The organism is Arthrobacter sp. AK01 (genome assembly GCF_021109375.1).
In the GTDB taxonomy this organism is placed as follows: domain Bacteria; phylum Actinomycetota; class Actinomycetes; order Actinomycetales; family Micrococcaceae; genus Arthrobacter.
The window spans coordinates 1-5,628 of sequence record NZ_JAJOHP010000128.1 but is presented as its reverse complement, the minus strand read 5'-3'; the positions used below and the strand labels follow the sequence as shown (position 1 = coordinate 5,628).

Annotated in this window: 4 protein-coding genes; 1 reads left to right on the top strand and 3 read right to left on the bottom strand. The window is 63.5% G+C overall.

Annotated elements, in window-relative coordinates; genetic code table 11:
* Window positions 1-49 precede the first annotated feature (49 nt).
* Window positions 50-2,290: a hypothetical protein gene (locus LN996_RS23245; protein WP_231343455.1), complete on the bottom strand. Its 2,241-nt coding sequence runs from the start codon at window positions 2,288-2,290 to the stop codon at window positions 50-52.
* Between the two features lie 105 nt (window positions 2,291-2,395).
* Window positions 2,396-3,316: a glycoside hydrolase family 43 protein gene (locus tag LN996_RS23240; protein ID WP_231343454.1), complete on the bottom strand. Its 921-nt coding sequence runs from the start codon at window positions 3,314-3,316 to the stop codon at window positions 2,396-2,398.
* Window positions 3,317-3,433: 117 nt separating this feature from the next.
* Here LN996_RS23240 and LN996_RS23235 point away from each other — a divergent pair, with 117 nt between their 5' ends.
* On the top strand, window positions 3,434-4,735 hold the full coding sequence (locus tag LN996_RS23235) for an ABC transporter substrate-binding protein (protein WP_231343453.1): 1,302 nt from the start codon (window positions 3,434-3,436) through the stop codon (window positions 4,733-4,735).
* Between the two features lie 3 nt (window positions 4,736-4,738).
* On the opposite strand, the gene LN996_RS23230 is transcribed toward LN996_RS23235, so the two are convergent.
* Complete coding sequence (locus tag LN996_RS23230; RefSeq protein ID WP_231343452.1) at window positions 4,739-5,515, bottom strand: alpha/beta fold hydrolase; 777 nt, start codon at window positions 5,513-5,515, stop codon at window positions 4,739-4,741.
* Window positions 5,516-5,628 lie beyond the last annotated feature (113 nt).

Below are 5,628 nucleotides of genomic sequence, written 5' to 3'. Positions count from 1 at the left end.
CAGCGGGGGGACCCCGCCGCGGATAGCCGGCAGGGTCCCCGGAACCACCCTAGGGCGCCTGCACCAGCCCTTCCCACGCAACGGTCCAGTCCGACGGGAATCCGGGGGCATGCCGCTCCGGCCCGTTGTCCCAGCCTGCCGCCATCAGTGCGACGGCGGCCAGAAGCCCTCCGTTTCCGGGGAGGTAGAGCGGCAGGGAATCGGTTTGCCGGTTGTGTCCGTTGGTGAGGACCGTGTTCTTGCCGGCGCTTAGAAGGAGCGCGTCCACGGCTGCCTCGGGGTCCTCCAGCCGGGCAGCGGTCATGGCCATCACGGGATAGTCCCAGCCCCAGGTGCTGCCCCAGTCCCAGTCGGCCAGGACGTCGGACAGAGTGGCGCGCATGATGTCCGGATCAATGAGGTCGGTCTGCGGGAGGACTCCGAGGGCGCACAACATGGAGGGGTGGTCGGTGCGGATGGTGAAAGGCTCCACGTCGATCGCAGCGTAGACGCCGTCGATCACGCGAGGTGGCACCATGCCATCTGCTACGTCAGACCATGCCCGCACGGGTTCCAGGCCCAGCCGCTCGCGCCACGCAGAAGCCGTGCGCAGGCCCCACTGCCAGTAGGCCAACTCAAACGTCGGGTTGGTGACCTTGGCCCGGATGGAGCCGTAGCTTTCCTGTGCTGGAATCAGGGGTGGTCCCAGCTCGAATCCCCGCGATGTTGGGTGGGCAAAGCTGGCCATGAAGGCAGCTGACTCAAACACGATCTCGGCGAACTCTTCCAGGACTTCGCGGTTGGGGTTGGCCCGGTACACCAATTCGGCCAGGTGGATGGGGTGTGGCTGTTGCCAAATGAGGAACGTCCCGATCGGGCTGGGGCTCTCCCTTCCCTCGGGCCCTACCTGCTTGGGCCAGCGGACGCCCTCGAAGCCTTGGGCCTTGGCGGTCTGGCGGGAGGTCTCCAGCACCGTGGAGTACCAGCGCAAGGATGGCAGGAGCAGTTCCACGCGGTTCCAGTGCGCGAAGTGCGCGGCGTGCCACCAGTGCATTTCAAGATGAAAGCGGCCACGCCACGAATTGCAGACAAGCCCGGTCTCCTGTGGAGGCAACGAGCCTGAGCAATTGATCGCCGTCAGGTACTGGGACAGCACGATCCTGCGCTCCAACTCCTTCGCCCGCGGATCGGCGGTCGCGTCGAGCTCGATTGCCCCACCCGAGGACCAGAACTCCGGCCAGTAGGCGGCGGATGCTTCGATGACTGAACGTGCAGGTGAAAGTTCGACGCCGGTACCTCCTTCGGGGGTGGCCTTCGCCTCTGCTGCCTGGGCAGCCGGCCGGTTGTCGCCGCGGGGAATGCAGTCGCCATCTCCGGAGGAGACGAAGTCGACGGAGAGGTCCAGCACCTTGGCGGTGTCCGGGCCACCAGCGTGGGCAGGAGATATTCGGAGGCGGTGCTGTCCGGTTTGTTGCACCGTCAGGTCCGAACCGCTGATCACCACCTGGTAGCGGGAGTTATCCAGCTCGCGACGGACTGTCCATGCTGTGCGGCCATCATGGACTTGAGGCGGATCCGGTCCGTCGAGCTGTGTGGTGTGGGCGTCAACGCTGGCCCAGTCCGCGGCGTCGTGCCACGCCTCAGAGCCGTACGGGAAGCTGAAGCCGACAACCAGACCAGCACCAAGCGCCGACGACTCCACCCGGAAGCCGAGCTGATCGCGGTCGGGGTGGCACGCCGTCGTAACCGTCACTGAGTGGCCCGCCAGCGTGAAGCGACTGGTGACGACCCCCGTCCACAGGTCCAGTGTTTGTTCGGTGCCGGCGATGTCTGCTGCTGTGAGGGGGCGTTCAGTGCCGTCTTCCATCCAGCGGAAGCCGATGCGCCCAAGGTCCAGCCGATGGGCGTTGGCCCTTAGCCAGGTTTCAGCCAACGACGTATCCGTCTCGCGATCGTTGACGATGTCTCCCACCATGTCCACGTAGGGCACGGGACCACGGGGTGAATCGTAGAGGACAGTGGAAGCGGCCAGGTCATAAGGCTGCTCCGATGGGACCGAGTGCCAACCCCACTGGGTTTGCGTACCCAGCAGCGTTCCCGGTGGCAGCTCGTCGCGGGCGCCAACAGGGTAGGCGCCGGGCAACGACTGCAGCCCCGTGAGATCCATGGTGAAGGCGAATTCTCCGTTGCCCACGGACACTGGGCTCCTGGGGTCAAGGTGTTCCTGCCGGACGTTGTGGCGCCGCACGAGGACCTTGCGGTCGATGGCTGCGGGGGATTGCGGACTGGGTATGGTGCTTTGGCTGTGCACTGTGCACGCCCTCCTGATGCTGTCTGCGTTGACTGCTGCTGTCACTGAGAAACCGTTTTCCGAAACGATTCAATCCTTGTCTCGGAGCGCGGAGGTGTCAACCCCTCAGGCGCCGGGGGTGGCGGGATCGTATTCCTCCGGGGCCAGAATTACGGTGTCCTCGCGTTCTACGAGCGGGAAGAATGCAGCCCGCTCATGGGGGCTCTTGTTGGGCTGGTGAAGTGTCAGGAAAAGGCTGCCATCCAGTGCACGGCCGATCATGCCGTGGCCACCATCAGTGCTCCAGAGGGGCTCTGGCTCCTGGGTCCATGGGCCCAAAACTGTTCCGGATTCGCTTCGGGCGATCCCCATTGCGTAGCCGCGGTCGCCAAAGCTCGACCACAACATGATGAGCTTGCCGCTGGACAGCCGGAAGAGGAATGGTCCGTCGGTGACATAGACGGAAAACTCCCTGTCCCGGACGGACGGAACATCCAGGGCGCGGGACCACGGTGCTTCCGAGGCGCTGAAGAGGAAGGCCGGCACACCCTCGGCTGTCCGCAAGTCCGGGCTGAGCCGCTGGGCCATCATGGCTCCGTCGTGTACTTGCTTCCATTCGTGGCAGAACGCCATCCAGGGCGTCCCGGCATCGTCCACGTGGAGCGTCCCGTCCAGGCACTCCCAGTCACCGGGGGTGACGGGGCCATCGCTCCACGGCTCGTAGGGGCCCTCGGGCGCAGTTGCTGAAAGGACCTGCGTTCCACGGAAACGCCCCGGCGCAGTAAACGTCGCGAACATGAAGTAGCGCCCTAGGTAGTGGTGCACCTCAGGAGCCCAGTACTGTTCCTGGCTCCAGAATTCGGGGGAGGGGCGGAAGGCGGGCAGCGGACCTTCCCACGTGGCAAGGTCGCTGCTTCGGTAGCAGTCGAACCCTGTGGCAGGCCCCGACCAGATGTTCTTGTCCGTGCTGCCGAAGAGCAGATAGCAGCCGGATGACGGCTGGGTAAGCACGAAGGGGTCCCGGATCTGGATCTGGTCCAAGCGCATGGTCAAGGCGGACTCCTCAGTGGATTTATATAGTTCATATTCCAAACTATTGACGAATATACACCACCTTGATACGTTTCAGGAACCGTTTTCTTGAGCCTGAAAGAAGCTTACCCAATGACGCGTAAACCCCTCCGACATCTCCGCAAATCCATCGCTTTCGTAGCCGCCGTCAGCATGCTTGGGCTTACTGCAGCCTGTTCCAGCCCTTCCGCCAACCAGCCTGAAGATGGGCCGGTCGAAATCCGGTTCTCGTGGTGGGGCAACGCCAACCGTGCCGAGCTGACCAACAATGCCATTAAAGAGTTCGAAGCAGCCAACCCCAACATCAAGGTCAAGCCGGAGTACGGCGACATCACGGGATACTTCGACAAACTGGCCACCCAGGTGGCAGCAAACGACGCCCCCGATGTCATCACGATGGGCGGCGCCTACCCGGCCGAATACGCCAACCGCGGCGCCCTGCTGGATCTGTCCACAGTGAGCGGTTCCCTGGACCTTTCCAAAATTGACCAGGGAGCCCTGGAAAACGGGCAGGTCCAGGGCAAGCAGTACGGAGTGTCCACAGGCGCCAACGCCCTGGCTATCGTAGTGAACCCTGCCGTCTTCCAAGCCGCCGGTGTTGCGCTGCCGGATGACAGCAAGTGGTCCTGGGACGAGTTCGCCAAGATCGCGGAAGACATCACCACCAAGAGCCCCAAGGGCACCTATGGCACGGCGACCGTCCTCACTCATGACTCCCTGGATGCCTTCGCCCGCCAACGTGGCAAGTCGCTCTACACACAAGACGGCCAGCTGGGACTGGACAAGGAAACTGTCCAGGACTACTTCGACTTCTCGCTGAAGCTCAGCGAGTCCGGCGCAGCGCCCAGTGCTTCGGAGACCGTGGAGAAGCTCAACGTCAGCACGGAGCAGACACTCATGGGCATGGGACAGGCCGGCATGATGCTCACGTGGAGCAACTCGCTCTCTGCGCTCAGCAAGGCTTCAGGGGCCGAATTGAAGCTCCTGAAGCTGCCCGGTGAGACACCTACGCCCGGCATCTGGCTCCAGTCCTCGCAGTTCTACACCATCTCCGCACGCAGCAAGCACACAGATGCCGCCGCCAAGCTGGTGAACTTCCTGGTGAACAACGAGGCTGCGGCCAAGATCATCCAGAGCGATCGCGGTGTGCCCAGCAACTCCGGCATGCGCACGGCCATCCAGGACCTATTGACGCCCCAGGGCAAGGTTGAGGCCGCCTACATTGACCAGATCGGCAAGATGGACTTTGCCCCCACGTTCATTGGTCCCACCGGTTCAACGGCTGTCTCAGAGATCACGGCCCGTATCAACACCGAGGTCCTGTTCAAGCGGCTGACCCCGGAGAAGGCGGCCGAGCAGTGGCTCAGTGAAAGCAAAGCGGCCATCGGCAAGTAGCAGCTAACCGGCGTCGCGGATCTCCAGGTAGGGGTCCGCCCACGCGCTGATGATGCGGGCGACCCGTGCTGCCTGGCCCTTCCCGGTCAGCAGATGCTCGCTGCCCTCCAGCGAGATAAAACTCCGGGGGTGCCGGGCGGTACGGAAGATCTCGCTGGCGTTGTCGATCCCCACGGTGTTGTCGGTGGGGGAGTGCATCACCATCAGCGGCTTGTGGAGGGTGCGGATGCAGTCGCGCAGATCGGCGCGTTCCACGTCTTCCACAAAGTGGCGGCGGACCTCCATGGGACGTCCACCGAGGTCCACCACAGCGCTGCCATCGCGGAGGATGTCCTCAATTTCGGTGTCGAACATGTGCTCAACGTGCTTGGGCTCGTACGGTGCGCCAACAGTCACCACGGCGTTGAGCCCCGGGACATCGCGGGCTGCGGCAAGCACAGCCGCACCCCCAAACGAGTGGCCCACCAGCAGGGAGATTCCCCGGCCCTGTTCCCGCATGAATTCCGCGGCCAGAATGGTGTCGGACACCTTCACGCTGAACGATCCCGCCGACCATTCACCTGCTGAGCCGCCAAGACCCAAATTGTCGAAACGCAGCATTCCAATACCCTGCTCAGCCAGCCCCTTGCAGATGCGGGAAGCGGCAGGGCTGTCCTTGCCGAGCGTCAGGCCATGGGAGTACAGGCCCCAGCCCCGGACAGGGCCCTCAGGAACGTCCACGATGCCCGCCAACGTATCGCCGGTGCTTCCCGTGAAGCTGATCTTTTCGGAGCGTGACACGTTGGTCTCCTTGCGTTGCATTGACCGGTTGACGACAGTGATTAACGACGAGGGGGGGCCCCCCCCCAACAAGGGTGGGGGGGGGCGGGGGGGGGTTGTTTTTTTTTTTATAG